Below are 17,560 nucleotides of genomic sequence, written 5' to 3' on the forward strand. Positions count from 1 at the left end.
AACCTCATGTGTGGCTAAAGAATAATCACTTGGGCGAGGACCGTCCACAACAGAAAAAAGCAGTTTGGGGATTAAGCCGCATTTTCGCCACATCTGGGGTTTAACTGGGGGGATTAGATGACAGATCGCCGCGTGATTCGAACCAGACAGGCGCTACGCCAGGCTTTTCGTAAGTTGGCCCAACAATATCGATTTCGTGAAATTACCGTCCAACAGCTAACCGACGAGGCCAATATTAACCGCAAGACCTTTTACCTGCACTTTGAGTCGATCGATGACCTAGCCGATAGCTTCACGGCGGAGATTGCCGATCAATTGCTGGGCCTGCTACTGGAGGCGCCCACCGATCACGACCCGCTGGACAATTCGGGGGTGTGGTCGGATCGGCTGGGAGCCTTTTTCGAGGAAGCCCCCACGTTTTATACGTTTGTCCTGACGTCCGATGACTACAGTTTCCTGTCGCGTCGGGTGAAGTATCGGGTGGCCGCGGGACTCATCGACCGGTTTCAGGCCGACTACCACCTGAGTGAAATGGACGCCAAGATTGGTGTGAACTTCCTCATCGACAGCACGTTGACCCTGTTTCGCCTGTACATCACCGGGCAACTCGACCTTTCGCTGGCCGAGTTTCAGGCGCGGCTACGGGTCTTGAATTTACGCGGTTGGCGGGGCTTTCTAGCGACCGTGCGGACGACGTGAATGACGGGTGACCCGCTGAAAAATGGGATTAAAAAACGAGAGTGGGACAAAAGGTGATTGGCCGGCGAGCATTAAGGCTGATAACCGAATAATCCCGGGCTTGGATTGTTTGGTTATCAGGTTTAAGCGGAATCGGCTGCCTTTTGGCGCACGTTTCAGCTATGTAAAGGTGAAGCGAAACGAGCCTGGGAATTTTTGTCCCAGGCTCGTTCGTCTTCTTAAATTGAGGAGGTCGTCTCAAAGTTACCGGCGCGATTATTTCTGGTAAATGAAGACCAGTTCGTTGGCCGTGGACCGTGCCGGCGCGTACGCCCAGTCGGGATGGTCGAAGCTAGCCACATCGCTGATGCGTTGGACTTGATGCTCGGCTAGGAAACGCACCATTTCTCCTCGGGCCATCTTGGCCAGCGTGGCCTTGACCTTCAATTTCCCGGCGACCAGACTGCCGAAAATGACGGTCACGAAGGGCTGATTTTGCGCGAGATAAGGCGTGATTGTCTTGGCGTATTCTTGCGAGGCCAGGTTGATGATCGGTTCTGGCGTGGGTGTCAGGGCGCGGTAGAGCCGATCGCCCCAGAAGGCGTAAAGGTTTGGAGTTGATCCCACGGCCAGTCGCGACTGCATTTCCAAGCGGTAGGGCACGATGCCGTCAAAGGGTCGTAGGATGCCGTAGAAGCCGGAGAGAATCCGCAGGTTGGCGCGTACGTAGTCCAGAGCGGGCGCGGTGAACAGGTCGGGGGCCATGTACTGATATTGAATGCCGCTAAAAGCTAGAAGCGCGGGTGTCACGGATCGCGTCAACTCAAGCTTCTGGAGCCAATCATAGTTGGGTTGCGCGAGTTTATCGCTACAGCGCCAGAGGGCCTTAGCCTGTGCGTAGTCGAGTTGCCGAAGTCGGGCGAGAATCTGGCGAGTCGCGTCCAGATATTGGGGCGTGTGCTCGCAGGCGAAGGTGTCCGGATCAACGACCATCTTTTTGGCGGGGGCAATGATGATTTTCATGGCAAACGTCGCCTTCTTTCACAGGGTTTAGACATTAAGCGTAGCATACTTTTGCCGAAAAAGGCGTTGAAAAGGGGGTGCCAGCAGCTTCGATTGGGCTGGTCGCCGGCACCTGCCAGGGATTTTGGCGTTGTGGGGGATCTCCTGCGGCTCTCGGCCCGCCCACCGCGATCCAACCCTTGGCGAACGGTAAGGCGGCCGCTTTCCACGACGAAGCTGTAAACGACTAGGATTAACACCACATGACCTTAGTTTTCGTTGATTTCGGTCTTTCAACCTTTAGTCGACAAACAAAAAGCCCGAGGCAGCGGTGCCCCAGGCTCAATCGGTACAAAACGCGTCAATTATTCGAGTTGGCTTCCCGCATTCTGGCCGGGAGCCACGTCGTCGTGGTTGGCCGGCGTCGGGTTCAGCGCGAAGTCGTCATCGGCGGGAATAGTCGAGGTGTTGATGGCTTCGTCGGACTTGTGCAGGGTGACGGTCCCAAAGGCCGGAACCGTGGCAACCTGCCAGTGGTTGCCGTTGCCGTCAATCGTAACGGCTGCCTTGATTGGCGTGGCCGTTGGATTGTAGAGGTGCGCGGTGATGTCGCCGTTGGCTCCGAGGAAGGCCACGGAACCGAGACTGCCGGTGTAGCCGTCCTTGGTGTAGTTGGTGGAGCCAATCACCTTGGCGCCGGTTGGGACGTCCTGACCGAAGTTGCGCAACATGAAGTATTCCAGATTTCGTTGCACCTTCCCGGTGGTGTGGTCGATGGTGACGACCCCTTCACGACCGGTGGAATCCGCGGCGTTTGGCAAGCCCCGTTCGTCCAAAGCCAGGTTCCAGAGCGTAATCATGCTCAGCCCATTGTGGACCAGCCAGTTGCCAATCACACCGAACATGATGTGAGCGGCCTCTTCCGGCGAGTCGTTCATCATGCAGCGCCGTTCGGTCATGACCACGTCCCAGTTGGCGTAGGTTCGGTTGGCGTTGTAGAGATTCTCAAAGGGACCGGAATAAGTGTGGACGGCTAGCCCGTCAAAGGCGGCAGCCTGAGCGGGGGTCACTTCTTCTTCGATCGGCTTGGTCAGCGCGTGGAAGCTGTCGTCCAAGAGGTACAGTTTGGTATCGGGGAACGAGCGGTTTAGCGCCGGTCGAAGGTATTTATACCCAAAGCTAGCCAGTTGCGGAATCGTCCAGATCATGGCTGGCCAGTGGGCGGCGTTGGACGGTTCGTTTTGAATGGTCAACCCGTAGATCGGGATGCCCAGCTTGCGATAGGCTTCGATGTAGCGAATGAAGTATTGGGCGTAGATGTATTCGAAACGGTTCTCCTCGGTGTAGCCGTTGCCGGTGAATTCGCCGAAACGCAGGTGACCGCCGTGGGTCAGATGGCCGGTGTTCTTCATCCAGGCCGGACCGGACCAGGGTGAGGCGATGATCTTTAGGGCCGGGTTAATCTGCAGGATTTCCTGTAGCACGGGCACGATGTTCTTGAGGTCCTTGGTGGCATCCGGCGCGCCGGGTTCCCCCTCCCCAATGGAAAAGTGTTCTAACTTATTATCGTGTTCGCCGTAAGGCATGTCGTCGTAGGTGTAATATTCCTGACTCTGGAAGTCGCACGAGCCCAGGGGAACCCGCACGCTGGAGAAGCCACCTTGCTCGGGATCGAAGAGTTCGGTCAACAGGTCATGGCGTTGCTTGGCCGACATGTCCTGCCACAGCAGGTGCGCTGCGGAGTCGGTAATCGCGGCGCCGACGCCCTTCCAGTCTTGGTGCTTGTCGGTTGGGTCGATGATGACCTTCTTTGCATCCGCAATGTCACTTTGATAATCCGGGGTGGCCAACGGGGTCCGCCGCTGTGCTAAATCACCGGAAGTGGTGGTCCAAAACTCATGGTTAAATTTTCTCATCAATAAACTCCTCCAATCAGATTTGATGATCGTATAAATGGGAGAAATAACTGGTAAAAATGCCAGTATTTCCGTCCGGGTACACCTTAATCGTAACCGCTTACACGAAAATCGTCCATGGCGATCACTACCCTGAATTTGTCCAAATGGAAACTAAAAGCGATTGTGCGGGTAGGCGGAGCATGGTAATCTGAAGATAGAGACTTTTGGACGAGAGGGGGACGAACCGGGTGGCACAACAATACTTATTTCAGACGATTGAGTCCAACATTTACCTGTACGCGGGGCACTTCCAGCGAAACTTTCCCAGCTGGCACTATCCGCGCGAGCAACACCAATTGTTCGAGCTCATCACGGTCATTCAGGGGAGTGTGACGATGTTTATGGGACCGCGGCGACGGGTGATTAAGGCGGGTGAGGCCATCCTGATCACGCCGGAGACGCCGCACGAAAGTTTCAATTTTAGTGGTGACCGCCTCCAGTTCTTCTGTTTTCACTTTAACGTGGGCGATCTGGAACTCAAGACGCAGCTCATCAAGAACTTAGGAAACGTGGTGGCCCCCGCGGATTCGGCAGTCAGTCAAGCGGCCCACCGCTTCACCCAGTCGCTCATCACGCTGGAAGAAAGTTCCGTTCGGGGGATGGCCCGTAAGTTTCGAGTGGAGATCAGTTTTTTGGAGCTCCTGACGGCCTGGTCCCAGGCCCAACCGGTGGTGACGACCTCCCAGGAGTATCCGGAACGCGAGGTGGTTTTGGCGCAGAAGCTGGCGAGTGGGCTCTTTCGCGATGACGGGCTACGACGTACCTTCCAGGCGGTCTGTGCCGACCTGAACGTCAGCACCACGTACGGTCACCGAATTTTTAAACGCGTCTACGGTATTACCCCCAGCGGTTACGCCAACGAGCGACAATTCAGCCGAGCGAAGGTGCTACTGGAAATTGGCGAAAACTCCATCGAAGACATTGCCCTACGAATGCACTTTAGCAGTCAGGCCAGCTTCAGTAAGCAATTCAAGAAGTGGTCGGGGATGACGCCCAGCGCCTTTCGCAAGACCCAGCGGCGGGAGCGGCAGTCCGCGGATTACCTGGGGTAGGGTCAGTGTTTCATGTGAAACATTGCGGGCAAATAAAAAGCAGCCGGCGGAAGCCAACTGCTCGGTAAGGTCCTACCACATATATTCAATTGGATCTTTAATGTACTTATCGTAAACGTCGGTGACAATGGCCATCTGGTCGGCGGTCAACGGCTGCAATTCGGCGGCGTGCGTGTTCCGCTCGATTTGTGTTGGGTTGCTGGCCCCCGGGATGACGGCCGAAACGGTATCAAACATCAGAATGTACCGAAGCGCGGTATCGGCCAGATTGTCGGTGCCGAGGCGTTCCTTGAGTTCCTGAGCCGCCTTGACGCCGGTGAGGTAGTCGACCCCGGAGAAGGTCTCCCCCTTACTGAAGTGTTGACCATCGCGGTTGTTCATCCGGTGGTCGGCGGGATCGAAGTGGGTGTCGGCGGTGAATTTCCCGGTCAACAGGCCACTAGCCAGTGGGACCCGCGCTAAGATACCCACGTTGGCTTGTTGAGCCAGCTTGAAGAACAACTTGGCTGGCCGTAGCCGGAACATGTTGAAGATGATTTCAACACTAGAGATGTCGTAGTCCAGCGCCTTGATGGCTTCTTCGACCCGTTCAACGCTGACGCCGTAGTTGGCAATCTTGCCTTCCTTTTTGAGATCATCTAAGGTTTTGAACGTTTCGGGTTGGTAGTAGATGGCCATTGGCGGACAGTGCAGTAAGACTTGGTCGAGTGAATCGACCTGCATGTTTTGCAGAGATTCCTCAACGTAGCGTCTGATCGCCTTCGGGCTGAAATGGTCCATCGTCAGCGGCATTTCCTTACGCCCCACCTTGGTGGAGTAGTGGACGTCGGGGTGCCGCTTGATGAATTGGCCCACGACCTTTTCACTCATGCCGTCCTGGTAGCCATCGGCGGTGTCGAAGAAGTTAACGCCGTGATCGTAGGCGGCTTCTAGGGTGTCGAGCGCATCTTTTTCGTCAAAGGGTGCGCCCCATTTACCGCCCAGTTGCCAAGTGCCGAGGGAAACCTCGCTGATGTTAAATCCAGTTTTCCCCAATTTTCTAAATTCCATAGTGGTTAACCTGCCCTTCTGATTTATATTTAGCATAGCACTTGAAGCGCGCTTCAAGTAAAGTATTTTATTATAAGATTGGACTGATCGAACATGACTGAATTGACGATTTCTGAAGTATCTAAGCAGTATCATTTGGCGCCCTCGACGCTACGGTATTACGAACGCCTGGGCCTGATTCCGGGGGTCCGCAAGCGGAACAATCACCGTGTTTATAATGAAGCAAATCTAGAAAAATTAAATAGCATCGTGTGTTTTAAAAATTCCGGAATGAGTATGAGTGAGCTACAGACGCTGCTGAGCTATCAGGAAACCGGCCCCGACCTAGATAATATTTTGGCGGTTTTGAATGAACACGAGGTCAGCGTTGCGCGGCAGTTGGCACAATTGGAAAAGTATCACCGGCACATCACCCAGAAGGTGGCCTTTTACTCGGCCATCAAGGAGGCGGAGGCTACAGGAGCGCCCCGACCGGATTGGGCGGATTATAAGCCTGGGGATGAGCAGTAGGGGCGGCTCGGGGGAATTTATAGGTTGAAATAGGTTTGGCGAGCCGGGTTCTTCCGCTTAGAAAAGTAAGTCGCCCCTGTCCGGCATAGCGGTTAGGATGTAGATTGGCTTGGAGCGTTAGACTTGTTCTCGCCAGTAGACTTGGAAAACCTGCGGCCTTTGAAACGTGTTCGCCCCGGCAGGTCCCTGCGCTTAGAAAGCTAAGTGACTCCTGTCCGGTGTATGTTGCTAATGTTTAGGTTGGTTTGGGTCGTTGGATTTGCTCTCGCCAATCTATTTGGGAAACTTGCGGCCTCTGAAACGCGTTCCCTCGGGCAGCCCCCTCCGCTTAACCCCGATAAGCACCGGCTCGGTTCCACCGAGCGGGCACTTATCGACGTTAATGCTCAGGGGCTAACCGCCCTCACTCACGCTCTTATACAAAAAAAGCAGCCCCGCGTTCTACTCGGGACTGCTGTGGTGGGGTGCGGCGACCTTCGGAATGCTTGCGCACCGATCGCTTTCCCTCACCTTGGTTTGGCACCATCAGCTAGTATCGCACGGGGCTCGTGGGAAGTCAACCTTCTTGAGCGCCGCGGATCGTCATTAATTTAATTGACACGCCCAGCGCGATGATGAGGAAGACCAGACACATGGTGAAGCCGGCCTGAATCCCGATTTGCGGGGCGTTGGGTTGGGCGTGGAAAGATTTCGTCGCCAGGTTAATCGTCGCGATAATGATCGCGGTCCCAAACGACCCGGAAATCTGACGTAGCGTGTTGAAAGTAGCGACCCCATCGGCAACGAGCCGGTTGGGTAGATGGGTCAGGGCGTGCGTCTGGATGGGGATGAGAATCAAGACCAGGCCGAGCTGACGAATCGTTTGGCCAATCGTCAACATGACCACCGAGGCGTTGACGTCGATGAAGGCCTGCATGATGGTCCCGAAGCAATCAATCAGCAAGCCGGTGGTCACAATCACCCGGACTGGATAGCGGTCGTACAACCGCCCGCTGATGGGCGACATCACGCCGGTCAGACAGGCGCCGGGCAACAGGGCAATCCCCGATATGATGGGGCTCTGATGCATGATGGACTGAATCAAGAGGGGCAGTAGAATCGTGTTTCCGTACATGGTCGCCACGATGAGGGCGTTGAGGCTGGTGGCGGTGGTAAATTGCCCGCTCTTGAAAATCTTGGGATTAATCAAGGGATTGGGGCTATGTAGTTGTTGCCGGATGAACAGGGTGGTCAGAATCAGACCGAAAATCAAGGGCACCACCACGAACGGCGACGTCAGTGCGTATTGGCCGACGTTTGAGAAACTCCAGAGGAGCCCCAGCGCCCCGAAACTCACCAGAAACAGGCCGAGGCGGTCCAGCGTGGGCGTCTCGTTGGTCGGGACGCTCGGCAGAAAGAAGTACGCCAAAATCAAGTCCAACAGGATGAAGGGCGCCACGAGAATGAAGAGGTACCGCCACGAAAAGTACGTGAGAATCACTCCGGATAGGGTCGGTCCGATGATCGGTGAAAAATTAAAGGCGAGACCGACAATCCCCATGACGGCGCCCTTCTTGGTGGGGGCGGCGTAGCGAATGGCGAGGATGTTGACCAGCGGCATCATCACGCCCGACCCGGTCGCCTGAATCATGCGGCCAAGGATTAGGACCCAGAAGCTCTGCGCCAAGCTGCCGAGCACCGTGCCGACCAGAAAGATGGTGGTGAACAGGATAAACAGCCGGCGAAACGTGAACTTTTTAATCAGGTAGGCACTCACGGGAATCATCATCGCGCTGACCAGCATGTAGCCGTTGCTAATCCACTGGACGGTGGATGAATTGACGTGAAAGACGGTCATAAACGTGGGTAACGCAACGTTCATGAGGGTCGAACACAGGATACCGAAGAAAGTGCCAAATACCATGATGAATAACGATTGCTTGATTTGTTTAGACATTAAATGGCCTTCTCTTCTCTATTAAATTGCACAACTTATCCAATGATACTGATAATAGGAAAGTTAGTCAATCGGTCTAGGCAGCTAAGTGTTGGTGAGATCGCGACCAACTCGCCGTTATCCCCGGAGGATTGTCGGCTAATGGTCAAATTAGTCACTTATTCATACCATTTACGCTTTTGTGAATTTAATTGTAAGCGTTTACATAAAGGGCGAATTGTGTTAGTTTAGAACGTAAAGAGGTGTCCAGGTATGAAAAAAAGTGACGTATTAGTAATTGGATCCAACATGATTGATCTGACGACCTATATCAACCGCATGCCCGTGGCGGGTGAAACCGTGGAGGCCGAAGACTTTTCGATGGGTTTCGGGGGCAAAGGGGCCAATCAGGCTGTGGCCGCCGCACACCTGGGGTCGCGGGTCAGCTTCATCTCGATGGTCGGGGACGATAGCTTTGGCGAACAACAATTGGCCAATTTCAAAGCCGCTAACATTGATGTGACGGGTGTTGGCGTGGGTCACAAGAGTAGTGGGGCGGCCCCCATCTTTGTCGATCCGACCGCCGATAACCGCATCCTCATCATCAAGGGGGCCAATAACGAACTCACGCCGGCCGTTTTGGATACCCATCTCGATTTAATTCAGAATACAAAATTAATTGTTCTCCAACAGGAAGTTCCGTTGGCGACTAACTATCATGCCATCGACTTGGCCAACCAGTATGGCGTGCCGGTGCTGTTGAATCCCGCACCGGCCAACAGCGAGCTAGACCTGGAACACGTCCGGCAAGTGGACTTCTTCTCGCCCAACGAAACCGAGCTAGCAACCTTGACGGGGCTCCCGACGGAATCGATGGATGAAATTTCGCGGGCCGCCCAGCGCTTAGTCGATATGGGCGTGAAGAACGTCCTGGTCACGATTGGGTCGCGCGGTGTGTTGTGGGTCAGCGCCACGACCAGTCAGTTAATTGACGCCGTGAAGGTCGAAGCCGTCGACACCACCGGGGCTGGCGACGCCTTCATCGGGTCGTTTGCCCATTACTTCGCGCAGGGCGACACGGTACCGCAGGCGTTGCGCCACGCCAACGAATACGCCGCCATCACGGTCACACGACGGGGGACGCAGAAGTCCTATCCCACGGCCAAAGAAGTCGCGGCGCTGTACCAGCCAAGTTGAGTGAGATTGGGTTTAAGCGAAACCAACTGCCGTTTGGCGGAAGTTTCGGCTATTTAAGGACAGGCCGGTTTTGTTCCAAGCGCTTTTTAGGGCAAACGGGCGGGGCGTCAGCCTGAGCAGATTGATTGCGCCCGGTCGGCGGCTTTCGTATACTTAAGGGTAATTACAGTTCAGCCGATATTAAAGGAGGGCGTGACCATGAAGAATTTATTACTCGGGGTTAGTCTGGCGGCCAACGTGGCCCTGGCCTACTTAGTGGTTGCCGATAGAGACCAGCTTAAGGCCCTACAGTCCCGTGCGGATAGTGCGATGGACCAGGTTGCCGGTAAGGCCCAACAGATCAAGGGTACCCTGACCGGCGACGTGAGCGATAAGCTGAAGGGCAACCTACGCGAGGGTCGCGGCGAGGTTAAGTCCGTGATCGACGACGTGAAATCAGAGTTTAATTAGGTAAATGCTAAAAGGACCGCGGAAATTTCCGCGGTCCTTTTTTTCGGAGCCTGGGACAAAACCTCCCAGGCTTGTTTGCGGCACCTTTACATAGCTGAGACGTGCGCCAAAAGTCAGCCGGATCCGCTTAAAACGGCTAACCAAACCATCCAAACCTGAGATTGTTCGGTTAGCAGCCTTAATGCTCGCCGACTAATCGCCTTTGTCCCACTCTTTTTTCGGGGCGCGACGCTTATGATGGTGTCCAGACCATCTTCAAGTCAGGCACGCCGGTGGCCGCATCACGGGTTGTTGTCTGGGCAACGAAGTGGTGTCGTTGGTAGAAGGCCAAGGCGACTTGATTTTGGGGATAAACGTGTAGGGTCAATCGGGGATAATCAGCCTGAAGCCGAGTGATTAGGGCGCTACCGACCCCGCGCTGGCGGTGGTCACGGGCCACGAAGATACCGGCGATGTCCTGACCGTTGAGTCCCGCGAAACCGGTGATTTGTTGTGACGTGGTAGCGAGGTACAGCGTGGCCGTGTCCAGTTGTGACGCCACAGTGGGAGCCATCTCGTGCCAGTATTGGGGGTCGACGAAGGGGTGGGCATCTAGATTTCCCTGAAGCCAAATGGTCATGATCCGGTGACGTTGCGTGGCGGTGAGGGTGGTGACTTTAGTAATCATTAGGCAATTCTCCTATTATTAATAATTAGCCGACATTGATACTTGTAAAGTTGTACAGGTGCCAGTCGTCCGTGAGATGAGGATTGTTGCGGGCCTTGTTGGGCGGCACGCCAACGAAACGTTTGAATTCACGCGTGAGGTGGGCCTGGTCGGCGAAGTTTAGAATGGCCGCAATTTCCGAGAGCGGAAGGTTGGTGGTCTGGAGAATCTCGATCGCCCGGTTAATCTTCACGAGCAACTTGAACCGCGAGATCGTCACGCCGATTTCGCGGTGAAATAGGGTGGACAGATAGTGCGGGGAAAGCCCCAACTGGTTGGCCAACTGGACGACGGTGACGGTCGTCTCGGGGCCATTCATGATAATCTGGTAGGCCCGCCGCACCGGTGCGGAGAGGTGGACGGCCTTGAGTTGGTGGACCCGCTGTGCCATGTCTTTAATCATGGTTTCGATGCCACTCATCACGTCGTCGTAGGTGGTCAGCGTCTCCAGCGTCCGCACGTAATGGTCGTTGAGCGAATAGGCTTGATCGAAGTCCATCCCGGCGTGAATGGCCGCGCGCAGGGTAACCGAGGTGCTGATGATCCCCCAATTCTTGATATTCCGGAGGTTACTGCCGTCCGCGAGAATCCCGATACGCCCGGAATTCACCAGTCCGACAAAGGCATCGTGAACCATCGAGGGTTTTCCCAGTTCGACGGCGGTCTTCAACGCCTTCTCGTAGGCGTAGCTGACATGGGCGCCCTCGTCTTCAAAGTTCACCAGAATCAGCTTGTCGTTGAACTGATCGGAGGGAATAGCCTGGTCGAAGGCCGCCGTGATAGCGGCCTCGTCGAGCGGAAGGTGGCGCAATTGGGCCAACACCAAGAGCTGGTCAACGCACTGTTGCCGCGGAATCGAGTAGGTACTCAACACCTGAGGCAAGTAAATCGTGCGGGCGTCCGTACTGTTGGGGCGCCGACTGGTCACGTCGGTCAGGAGAATCGGGCCCAGAATGTCGGTATATTCGGCGTGAATCAGGCAGACGGAGAAGAGATTTTGGCTGTGGCGGAAGACGGTTAGGGTCGCGGCGGGATGCGGAATCTCCTGAAGAATTGCGGCGTAGGCGGCCGTCAGCAGTTTTCCCTGTTTGAAGACGACCTCGGGCTGGTGCCGAAAGGTTTTAAAGATGACGGCGGGCACGTTGATGGCCGCCAGATAGCGCGTTTCTAAGTCCAAGCCAGTCCCTCACTTTCAAGATAGAAATTCAAAAATTAGATATTTATTCAAAATAGGTGCAAATGTAAGCGCTACATTAGTTATACCGTAGGCGGCCAGGAAATGCTAGGGGCCGATCGGGAGCGGTGGGCAGGTTTTACCGGTGGTTTCCGCCCAATGAAGTCACGTCATAAAAATGTGGGCAGGCAACCGCAGTTTAGGAGGCGTATAATGAAGAGGTGAAATTTATTGAACGGGGTGACTGTTTTTGCGAAAGTTAGCACCATTCTTTGTGGCGTTGGGCGCGATTAGTTTTGGCGTGCCAGCCACACTGATGAAGATTGCCCGGAGTGAGGGTGTGGTCAACGGACCGCTGTTGTTCTGGTCGTTTCTGAGCGCCGTGGTGATTCTCGGCGTGATTCACATTGCGCGGCGGCGTTGGCTACGGTATCAGCATACGAATTGGAAACAGCTCTTGGCGGTGATGGCCGCGGGCACGGCCTCTGGTTTTACCAATACCTTCTATATTCAATCGTTGAAATTAATTCCGGTTGCGGCCGCCGCGGTCATGTTGATGCAGGCGGTTTGGCTATCGGTCTTGCTCGGGAGTCTGATTCATAAACGCCGGCCCTCGCGGCTGCAGGTCATCAGCATCGTGTTGGTCCTGATTGGCACGGTCCTGGCGGCGGGCCTCTTTCCGATTACGCAGCCGCTGTCGTTATGGGGGCTGTTTCTAGCCTTCTTGGCGGCCTGTGCGTACGCCTGCACGATTCAATTTACCGCGATGCTCGGGAATAACTTGGACCCGCTGAGCAAGACGTGGCTGTTGTGTGTCGGGGCGTTTCTTCTGATTTCGGTGGTTTGGGGACCGCAGATTGTCTCGGCACCGGTGACGTTTGACACGCTTAAATGGGCCTTTTGGATTGCCATCTTCTCCATGGTCTTCCCACTGGTCGCCTACTCAATCTTCATGCAGTATCTGGACCTGGGCATTGGGCCGATTCTTTCCTCGCTGGAATTGCCGGCGTCCATCACGATTGCCTTTCTGGTCTTGGGTGAACGCGTGGACTGGCTCCAGATTGTGGGGGTCCTTGTCATCATTGGCGCCGTGATTCTCCCGAATGTGTGGGGGATGCGGCGACAGAATCAATTACGCTAATTGTTTCATGTGAAACAACGGAAGTCACGCCACGGAATTGCCCGCGGTGTGGCTTCTTTTTATGGTATTCTAGGGCTATCAAAGTCGAGGAGATGGGCAAATGGCCACCATTACCGGAAAAACCTTAGCATTAGACGCCGTGACGGCGGGAAACCAATACGTGGATTGCGAGTTGACCTATTCCAATCAAGACATTCGGATTGAGGAGGTAGCTTTTGACAAGTGTCGCTTCCAGCAGACGGACTTCAAGACCAGCGAGTGGCTGGACTGCACCTTTCGAGGATGTCAATTTCTCAATTGCCAATTCCAGCAAAGCTATCTATATCGTTGCGCGTTCAACGCTTGTCAGCTTCTGGGCAGCGACTTCACCGCAGCACGGCTCAAGGACACGACCATCGTCGACTCGCGGGCGGACTACGCCAACTTTGCCGAGGCCGTTCTCACCGGGGTGACGATGACCGCCACCCGGTTGCTAGAAGCCAGCTTTCAAGCGGTGACGGTTAAACGATTGCTCAATTTCAACCGTTGCGATCTGACCCGCGCCGATTTGACGGAAAGTCGGTTGAAATTGGTCGATTTACGCAGTTGTCAGATTGAGGCGCTCGCTTTTACCCCGGGACTAGTCCGGGGCTGTAAGATTGACCCCTTACAGGCCGTGACCTTTGCGGCGGCACTGGGATTGGATATTCAGGATTAAAAAGAGAGTTGCGACGGGGTACCGGTCGTCGCGCGCTTTTGGCTGGCTATGACGGCCGTTGGGGCAGCGGCCACGGCGCGTGCCTCCGCGCGAGTCCCCCAGTGGCCCAGGCAGATGCTGGCGGTCGCCCCGAGAATGATGATGGCCAGAATGGTCTTGATGACTTTTTCGTTGATGGTGAGGACCTCCTTGATTGTGTCGAGAATAACAGGGTTAGTGGGCGAGCGCAAGTGCGGGCAGTTTTAGCAGAAAATGCAGGCTTTTTTGACCGTTGAGCATTTATTCAGTGGACGCGGTTTTCCCCGTCCCGTATGCTGAGAGCAGACTATCTTTAAAAGGAGGCGGCCACCATCGCTGTCACGCTGGAAACGCCACTTGAAAATTTATTATTAGCCAGTAACCTGGGGCTTGGTCGCGACCACCGGCTGGCGGGCTGGCACATCCTGACCATTTTATACCACGACAGCGCGACCGGTGGGGTGCCGATCACGCTAGGGTATTTAGCGAAGCGCTACAACGGGGACTATCTGGATACGGATGAAAAGCCCCTTAAGGATGACGTGTTGAAGCGCATCCTGGAGGTTCTCGGCGACCAGGCGAAATTAATTGAGGTGTCACCGCGTAAGGTGCGGGTTCAGATGAAGAGTGGCGGGTACCACACCCAGCAATCGTACGTTTATAAAATTACGAGTAGTGGGATTGAATACCTGTCGGCCATGCAAAAAGTGGTGGATGCCGATAACACGGTGACCGCCAACATTACGCGAATTAACGAATATTGTCGGTTGGTAGCAAAGCTCTCGGTCCCGGAATTAACGGCGACGGATACCCGGTTATACAATGACTTTCAGAACATGGTGTCGGCGTACAATGACGTCATGAAGGGGATGCACAAGCTCGATGACGACCTGAGCGAGTTGGCCAATGACCTGGGTTTAACCACGGTGGGGCGGCCGCCGAGAGTCTGCAGGAAATGTTGAAGGATAAGGCGATTCCGGCATTTACCCAGTTGCTCGATCAGGGCCCACGACTACAGGCCCTGGCGACCTCGACCACCTTTAGCGACCGCGCAAAGATGCTGTTGCGGTTTAACAAGTCACGGGAATACGTTCAGCGCCAGTTGAACCGGCTGGCCGCGAGCTTTGACCCCAGTTCGAGTGCCATCGACAATAGTCTGGATACGGTCTATCTGTTATTTCAGACCATTCTCAATGCCATTCGGCTGCTGAGTCAGGAGTACGATCACGTTCAGAATCAATCGGTGGATATTAAAGCCTTAACGGGGCAGATCGACCACTTGTTAACCCACTATCAGACGGTGACGATTCCGCTCCGATTCCGCAACATTTACCGCAGGACCGGGTAAATACGGATCCCGCCGACCTGTTGGCGGCCAGCACCATGGGACCCGTGATCTACACGGCGATGAGCCAGACGCAGACGAAGCTGACGGCCGCCGATAATCCTACGGTTGCTGCGAATGAAGCCGATGACGAAGACCATCAGGCGGGACTGGCCGAATTCAAACGGCTAGTCATGCGTGATGGCAATCATGGTGTAGTCGACCAGAGCTTAGTGTTAAAGACGATCCAGGCTCGCGATGAGCTGGTTCGTTTGTACGGGGCGACCGGCTACATGTTTTCAAGTCGGTCGACGAGTATCACCAGTTCGTGGAACAGGAGCAGTTGATTACTGAATACGAGCGGTTAATTGGCGATTGGGTGAAGGCGTAACTAAATGGCGTAAATGAAAAGGGATTGCCCAATCTGAGCAATCCCTTTTAACTAGCCACTAACCCCGTCGTACCCGATAAACGTGAAATAGGTCTTCCCGCCAATCCGGTAGAGACTGTCGAAGGTTCCGGCGATACCGTTGTCTTCGTTACCGGCGTTGTGCTGGGGGTCGTGTAGATTCTTTAGCGTTACGCGATACTGATAAAGGCCGGTGTGACTGACGCGCTTGGTTTTTAAGCCCTTAATGTCGTGGCTGAAATAGAGCACCCGGTCGGGGTCGTGAAAGTCGGTCTTAGTAATCTTTGCCAGACCGGTGGGTTTTTGCATGAAGCCCAGCCCGGCGTTGGCTTTATCATCGTATTTCATATATTCGAGATAACCATCGGGCGTTACGCGGACGCTGGCCGTGGTGGTTTCTTCGGAACTCAGCGCTGCCTGGGCGCCACCGAGGTATAGGTCACCGTGGCTGTAGCCGGGCATGAAGTCCGGCGCGGGAATCCGCTTAAACGCCGTCAGTTTGTCCGTGGCCTTCAATGTGGCCTGCGGGTCGTAGGCACCGGCACCCGGGTCGATGGTATAACCGGCCGGCGCGCTCTGGTGAATCAGCGGGTAACTCAACCGCGCCAAGTAGAGCTGGAGTGTAGGCACCAGAAAGTCTCCGGACTTGGTACTGGTAAGGTTCCCGGCAACGACCGTCCCCGCCGGTAGGGTCAGGTCGCGACTGAGCGCGTGGCCGACCTTGTGCGAGGGGACGAAGTTAACCTTGAGCTTGATAGTTCGGGTGACTTCGAAGTATTGACTGAGGTTGAGAAAGTCCGTGCTAGCCGTGAAATTGCCCACTTTGACTAGGGCACTGGGCTTTTCGGTTTGCGCGTTGATGGGCCGCGTCCCCACAAAGAGGGCGGCTAAAAAAGCAACGATTCCGGTGCTAATCTTAAAAAATTTGTGCATGTTGCCATCCGGCCTCCTACGAAAATTTAGATACGTTAAGTATACCGGAAAGCTCGGGATAAATAAACGAACAAACGTTCTTTTGTGGAAAATTTTCGCAGTTAACCCGGGTTATATTTCGCTAAAATAACCGGCGCAACCAAGGTGTGCGTGTCTTGTGGGGGGAAAACGGGTATGCTGGAGGCAGACGCCCCTACTCTTCGAAATCATCGGCTTACTGGTCTTGATTTATCGGCGGCAGCGGCAAGGGCGTTATCCGCTGCCTCACGGTGTGGTTGGGTTGGCCCTTCTCGTGATGATGTTATTGCCGGTGTCTCAGGTGGCCGATGCAATTATGGGTTTTGTCGCGGGGTTACGCGGGTTGAATTAGTGTAGTATCGCAGGGCTGATGGGAATCTGTCGGCCTTTTTGCATTAACCGATTGTCTGTAGATTAACCAGTTGACAGAGGAAGCCTACAGAAATAACCCGGGAAATTTCCCACTTAGTTGTTGCAATCTAGTCAACAGATACTTAAAATGAAGAGTTAATTAATCGTGAAATCGGCCGTTCTGTCGCGACGAGTCACTGAAATCGGAGGAACAAGTCATGAAATACTCTTATAAATTAAGTGATGCCATCCACATCCTCGTGTACATCTATATTGCGCCGGGAAATCTGGACAGTACGACCATTGCCAGTAGCGTGGCGTCCAATCCTAGCGTGGTCCGGCGGTTGATGGCGGCCTTGAAGAAGGCCGGCCTAATCGCCAGTCGTGCGGGTGCGGCCGAGCCGCGGCTGGCCCGACCGGCTAATGAAATTTCGTTACGCGATGTGTTCCGGGCGGTGGAGCCAAACTCAGAATTACTCCACGTTGACCCGCGGACTAATTTAGATTGTCCGGTGGGGGCCCACATCCAGCAAACGTTGGACGGGGCCTACAGCCGGATTCAACGGGCGGCCGAAAATGAGATGCGCCAGCTGACGATTCAAGACATGGTCGAAGATATTCAGCTACGCAATCAACAGATGGGTTAGTCGTTTAATCGGTAATCTTTGGCGCACGTTTCGCCATTTAAATGAGATGCACGAGGGCTTGAGATGTTTTGTTTCGGGCCCTTTTCGTTTGACGTTGATTACGACTGCCCAACGCAATTGGCCACTACTAGGGTGATCAAGATTGGATCGACGTCAGGTTGATAGTCGAGGGGTCAAGGTCTTTAATTGGCAGTTAACGCGCTCGATCTCAGCCACATAAATTTCTAAAAAAGTCGAAGCCACGGTGCTTGGACTTTTTTAGTCGATGACCAAGCGCCAGGCGTTGTATAATAAACCTATTGTAACCGCTTCAGAAAGGAAGTCTCAAAC

Annotated in this window: 20 protein-coding genes; 12 read left to right on the top strand and 8 right to left on the bottom strand. The window is 54.4% G+C overall.

Annotated features, from left to right (window positions below; genetic code table 11):
- Nucleotides 1–117 precede the first annotated feature (117 nt).
- Nucleotides 118–699: a TetR/AcrR family transcriptional regulator gene (locus tag V8I28_RS05625; RefSeq protein ID WP_341779148.1), complete on the top strand. Its 582-nt coding sequence runs from the start codon at nt 118–120 to the stop codon at nt 697–699.
- Nucleotides 700–954: 255 nt separating this feature from the next.
- Here V8I28_RS05625 and yaaA read toward each other — a convergent pair whose 3' ends face one another.
- Entirely contained in the window at nt 955–1,701 is a 747-nt protein-coding gene (gene yaaA / locus V8I28_RS05630) for a peroxide stress protein YaaA (RefSeq protein WP_341779149.1), read from the bottom strand.
- Between the two features lie 344 nt (nt 1,702–2,045).
- Complete coding sequence (locus V8I28_RS05635; protein WP_341779150.1) at nt 2,046–3,596, bottom strand: glycoside hydrolase family 30 protein; 1,551 nt, start codon at nt 3,594–3,596, stop codon at nt 2,046–2,048.
- Between the two features lie 230 nt (nt 3,597–3,826).
- Between V8I28_RS05635 and V8I28_RS05640 the strand changes: the two genes are divergently transcribed.
- The gene (locus tag V8I28_RS05640; protein WP_341779151.1) at nt 3,827–4,690 is read left to right on the top strand and encodes a helix-turn-helix domain-containing protein; all 864 of its coding nucleotides are present in this window, start codon (nt 3,827–3,829) and stop codon (nt 4,688–4,690) included.
- Between the two features lie 72 nt (nt 4,691–4,762).
- Here V8I28_RS05640 and V8I28_RS05645 read toward each other — a convergent pair whose 3' ends face one another.
- On the bottom strand, nt 4,763–5,740 hold the full coding sequence (locus V8I28_RS05645; RefSeq protein WP_341779152.1) for an aldo/keto reductase: 978 nt from the start codon (nt 5,738–5,740) through the stop codon (nt 4,763–4,765).
- Between the two features lie 93 nt (nt 5,741–5,833).
- On the opposite strand from V8I28_RS05645, the gene V8I28_RS05650 reads away from it, so the two are divergent.
- Complete coding sequence (locus tag V8I28_RS05650) at nt 5,834–6,250, top strand: MerR family transcriptional regulator (protein WP_341779153.1); 417 nt, start codon at nt 5,834–5,836, stop codon at nt 6,248–6,250.
- 556 nt (nt 6,251–6,806) lie between these two features.
- Here the strand turns inward: V8I28_RS05650 and V8I28_RS05655 are convergent.
- The gene (locus V8I28_RS05655; RefSeq protein ID WP_341779154.1) at nt 6,807–8,186 is read right to left on the bottom strand and encodes a DHA2 family efflux MFS transporter permease subunit; all 1,380 of its coding nucleotides are present in this window, start codon (nt 8,184–8,186) and stop codon (nt 6,807–6,809) included.
- A 252-nt stretch (nt 8,187–8,438) separates the two neighbouring features.
- Here V8I28_RS05655 and rbsK point away from each other — a divergent pair, with 252 nt between their 5' ends.
- Nucleotides 8,439–9,362 (top strand): ribokinase, encoded by a 924-nt coding sequence (rbsK, locus tag V8I28_RS05660; RefSeq protein ID WP_341779155.1) that lies wholly within the window; start codon nt 8,439–8,441, stop codon nt 9,360–9,362.
- 198 nt (nt 9,363–9,560) lie between these two features.
- Nucleotides 9,561–9,812, top strand: coding sequence for a CsbD family protein (locus V8I28_RS05665; RefSeq protein WP_341779156.1), 252 nt, complete (start codon nt 9,561–9,563; stop codon nt 9,810–9,812).
- 232 nt (nt 9,813–10,044) lie between these two features.
- Here the strand turns inward: V8I28_RS05665 and V8I28_RS05670 are convergent, their stop codons facing one another.
- Both V8I28_RS05670 and V8I28_RS05675 read right to left on the bottom strand, forming a co-directional pair.
- The gene (locus tag V8I28_RS05670; protein WP_341779157.1) at nt 10,045–10,479 is read right to left on the bottom strand and encodes a GNAT family N-acetyltransferase; all 435 of its coding nucleotides are present in this window, start codon (nt 10,477–10,479) and stop codon (nt 10,045–10,047) included.
- 25 nt (nt 10,480–10,504) lie between these two features.
- Nucleotides 10,505–11,695, bottom strand: a complete 1,191-nt coding sequence (locus tag V8I28_RS05675) for a helix-turn-helix domain-containing protein (RefSeq protein ID WP_341779158.1) — start codon at nt 11,693–11,695, stop codon at nt 10,505–10,507.
- Between the two features lie 247 nt (nt 11,696–11,942).
- On the opposite strand from V8I28_RS05675, the gene V8I28_RS05680 reads away from it, so the two are divergent.
- Both V8I28_RS05680 and V8I28_RS05685 read left to right on the top strand, forming a co-directional pair.
- Entirely contained in the window at nt 11,943–12,833 is an 891-nt protein-coding gene (locus V8I28_RS05680) for an EamA family transporter (RefSeq protein ID WP_341779159.1), read from the top strand.
- Nucleotides 12,834–12,933: 100 nt separating this feature from the next.
- The gene (locus tag V8I28_RS05685; RefSeq protein ID WP_341779160.1) at nt 12,934–13,530 is read left to right on the top strand and encodes a pentapeptide repeat-containing protein; all 597 of its coding nucleotides are present in this window, start codon (nt 12,934–12,936) and stop codon (nt 13,528–13,530) included.
- Here V8I28_RS05685 and V8I28_RS05690 read toward each other — a convergent pair.
- The gene (locus V8I28_RS05690) at nt 13,527–13,760 is read right to left on the bottom strand and encodes a hypothetical protein (RefSeq protein WP_341779161.1); all 234 of its coding nucleotides are present in this window, start codon (nt 13,758–13,760) and stop codon (nt 13,527–13,529) included. The genes V8I28_RS05685 and V8I28_RS05690 overlap by 4 nt on opposite strands.
- A gap of 249 nt (nt 13,761–14,009) precedes the next feature.
- Between V8I28_RS05690 and V8I28_RS05695 the strand changes: the two genes are divergently transcribed.
- From V8I28_RS05695 to V8I28_RS05705, 3 genes are read left to right on the top strand one after another with little or no spacing between them, the layout of a single operon-like run.
- On the top strand, nt 14,010–14,510 hold the full coding sequence (locus V8I28_RS05695; RefSeq protein ID WP_341779162.1) for a hypothetical protein: 501 nt from the start codon (nt 14,010–14,012) through the stop codon (nt 14,508–14,510).
- On the top strand, nt 14,504–14,896 hold the full coding sequence (locus V8I28_RS05700) for a hypothetical protein (protein WP_341779163.1): 393 nt from the start codon (nt 14,504–14,506) through the stop codon (nt 14,894–14,896). Before V8I28_RS05695 ends, V8I28_RS05700 begins: the two co-directional genes overlap by 7 nt.
- Before the next feature lie 35 nt (nt 14,897–14,931).
- Complete coding sequence (locus tag V8I28_RS05705; RefSeq protein WP_341779164.1) at nt 14,932–15,219, top strand: hypothetical protein; 288 nt, start codon at nt 14,932–14,934, stop codon at nt 15,217–15,219.
- Between the two features lie 95 nt (nt 15,220–15,314).
- On the opposite strand, the gene V8I28_RS05710 is transcribed toward V8I28_RS05705, so the two are convergent.
- Complete coding sequence (locus V8I28_RS05710) at nt 15,315–16,214, bottom strand: hypothetical protein (protein WP_341779165.1); 900 nt, start codon at nt 16,212–16,214, stop codon at nt 15,315–15,317.
- Between the two features lie 157 nt (nt 16,215–16,371).
- On the opposite strand from V8I28_RS05710, the gene V8I28_RS05715 reads away from it, so the two are divergent.
- Complete coding sequence (locus V8I28_RS05715; protein WP_341779166.1) at nt 16,372–16,584, top strand: hypothetical protein; 213 nt, start codon at nt 16,372–16,374, stop codon at nt 16,582–16,584.
- Nucleotides 16,585–16,801: 217 nt separating this feature from the next.
- Nucleotides 16,802–17,230: an Rrf2 family transcriptional regulator gene (locus tag V8I28_RS05720; protein WP_341779167.1), complete on the top strand. Its 429-nt coding sequence runs from the start codon at nt 16,802–16,804 to the stop codon at nt 17,228–17,230.
- Nucleotides 17,231–17,560 lie beyond the last annotated feature (330 nt).

Source organism: Levilactobacillus sp. HBUAS70063, from assembly GCF_038374745.1.
Classification (GTDB): Bacteria; Bacillota; Bacilli; order Lactobacillales; family Lactobacillaceae; genus Levilactobacillus.